The sequence below is a fragment of the Enterobacter sp. FB genome, from assembly GCF_000805795.1.
GTDB classification, from domain to species: Bacteria; Pseudomonadota; Gammaproteobacteria; order Enterobacterales; family Enterobacteriaceae; genus Enterobacter; species Enterobacter roggenkampii.
This window is the reverse complement of the sequence record NZ_JSZC01000012.1, coordinates 1-2,306: the sequence shown is the minus strand read 5'-3', so window position 1 is coordinate 2,306 and position 2,306 is coordinate 1. Positions and strand designations below refer to the sequence as shown.

Here is a 2,306-nt window from a genome sequence, read left to right as displayed (position 1 = left end):
GGCTGCGCTACGTGCCGACGCATAGAAAGAATACTACTCGATTCCGTTTTGAATGCAAGGAAATCCGTCGCTAACTGGTTTATTATTAATCAGTTTAGCGACAAAACGCTTCTCATCCGTCAGGACCTGCAGCAGCAGGCTCAGCTGCGGTTTCTGGTCTTTTAGCCGCTCACCCTGCAGGTTATACGTCTGATAATTCCCGTTGCTGTTCAGCACCAGCGTCAGCTTCGGCGTGGTCACCACCAGCGTATTATTCCCTGCTGCCGTAACCCAGTTATGGCGGCGCGCGGCGCTGAAGAGATCCTGGCCCTGCGAATACTCGTTTGCTGGCGTGCTGACGTGCAGCAGGCGTTGCATCAGGGTGGTCATCACATCTTTATGCTCGGTAAGCATAGTGATGCGCTGCGCCGGGGTGCCCGGCCAGTGGATGACCAGCGGAACCTGCAGGTTTAGGGCGTGACCAGCTCATGCTCTTCGTCTCGTCACCTAACGGGACGCCATGGCCTGCCGTCACGATCACCACGGTGTTGTCCAGCTTGCCGGACTCACGTAGCGCGTCAAGCACGCGGGCAATCTGCGCATCAACATCACCCGCCGCGCGGCCGTAGCGGCGCGCGAAATCACTCTTGTTGCTGTTAGCAAGCGTTGTGCCGTTAAAGGCAACCCATGAGAACCAGCGGTTATCTTCCTGGGCATAGCGCTGCAGCCAGTTTATCCATTGGCTGGCGGTCTGCGCATCGGACTGATTCTGTGCCGCCGGCAGTGAGAAATCAGACAGCAGCGCCTGGCGGTAGAGCGGGCTGTTAAAGCCATCGGATGAGAACAACCCTAACTGATAGCCCTGCTGATTCAGCCCGGTGATCAGCGCCGCAGGCGTGCGGGTAGAGAGTACGCCGTCCATGTATCCGGCTGAAATGCCATAGAAGAGGCCAAAGATGCCCGCGTCGGTTGTGTTACCGGAGCTCATGTGCTGAGTAAACGTGACGTTTTGACTCGCGAAATTGGCCAGGGCTGGCATCTGCTTCTCATAACGGGAATAGTTCAGGCCGTCGACGGTGATGAGCAGGACGTTTTGCCCGCGGCCCATATCGCGATAGCGCAGGTCGCTCAGCGGATACTGCACGCTGACGGCTTCTGGGTTACCCTGCTCGATAAGGCGGCGCTGGTACTCCTGCGCATCAAGCAGGCCATGTTTCTCGAGGAAGCGACGGGCCGTCATCGGGTACGAGAGCGGCAGGTTCGCGCGCTGCATGGTAATAGGACGATAGAAGTTCGCATCCGCCCAGATATACATGATGTGCGAACTGATAAAGGAGACGAAGAAGAGCGCGGCGACGGGCTTCGCGTAGTGGCGTCGGCGGGTCAGGCTACGCAGTTTTTGCCAGCTCCAGGTGGCAAACAGCATCTCAATCAACAGGATCACCGGGACGCTGATAAACATCAGCTGCCAGTCGCGGGCCGTTTCGTTCTGGTCGGGGTTAATCACCAGCTCCCAGACGATGGACCTCAGAGCAACCATTCGCCGATCTGCGGGCTGGCAATGCGTCGTTTTATTATCAAGTTCGGTGACCGACTGAGCGATCACCTTTAATACGATGGCAGTTACACAGCATTACGGACAGGCTCCTTTGAGAGGATAAGCGTTAATAAAGAGGAGGCACTCAATGCCTCCTTGCGATTTATTACGCTCTTACGTTCCAATCGTCCGTATACTGGACATTACCATCAACATAACGCCAGGTGATTTTGTCATACATCAGGGAAACAGATTCCATGCGGTTGATCTGCGAGTTTCCTGCCATCTTAGCGTTTGGCATCCCTGGGTTAATGCCCGTCACTTTCACACCCTCAATGGTCATGACGAAGTAGCACTCTTCTTGTCCTGCATGGTTAATGCGATACCAGCGAATCTCCGCACTTTTCAACGTTTGACCGGTGGCAACGGCTTTGTATAGGTACGGGCTGGAGCTATCAAACTCCTTTTCAATCATCATCGGAGAATGTGAACGCTTGCCAGTAATCTTGCCGTTGGCACTGTCTACTGGAATGTTCAGACCATGACTAAAGCCAACAATCTCTATACTCCCCTCACGATCCTGAACGTCTACGGCTCCTTTAATGTCTGCGCCGCCATCGTCCTTAAGCCACATGTAAGCCGGAATAGGCATTTTACAAACTCCTTTTAGTTGTGATTTTCTTCGTGATGAACCAGTAGCAAACAATCGTTAAGAGCAACTGAAAGCCCACAATCGCCGCCATTGTGAAATTTGAAAACGTTTGATCCGGGAATAAAGACTTATAAGGCA

3 protein-coding genes are annotated in these 2,306 nt (G+C 53.9%); all 3 read right to left on the bottom strand.

Going from position 1 to position 2,306, the window contains the following annotated elements; genetic code table 11:
- Positions 1 to 33 precede the first annotated feature (33 nt).
- Positions 34 to 393, bottom strand: coding sequence for a hypothetical protein (locus tag PI91_RS26385; RefSeq protein ID WP_232764393.1), 360 nt, complete (start codon positions 391 to 393; stop codon positions 34 to 36).
- A complete protein-coding gene (locus tag PI91_RS06745; RefSeq protein WP_232764392.1) occupies positions 377 to 1,519 on the bottom strand; it encodes a DUF3413 domain-containing protein in 1,143 nt (380 codons plus the stop codon). Before PI91_RS06745 ends, PI91_RS26385 begins: the two co-directional genes overlap by 17 nt.
- A 163-nt stretch (positions 1,520 to 1,682) precedes the next feature.
- Positions 1,683 to 2,168, bottom strand: a complete 486-nt coding sequence (locus PI91_RS06740) for an Hcp family type VI secretion system effector (RefSeq protein WP_039265320.1) — start codon at positions 2,166 to 2,168, stop codon at positions 1,683 to 1,685.
- Positions 2,169 to 2,306 lie beyond the last annotated feature (138 nt).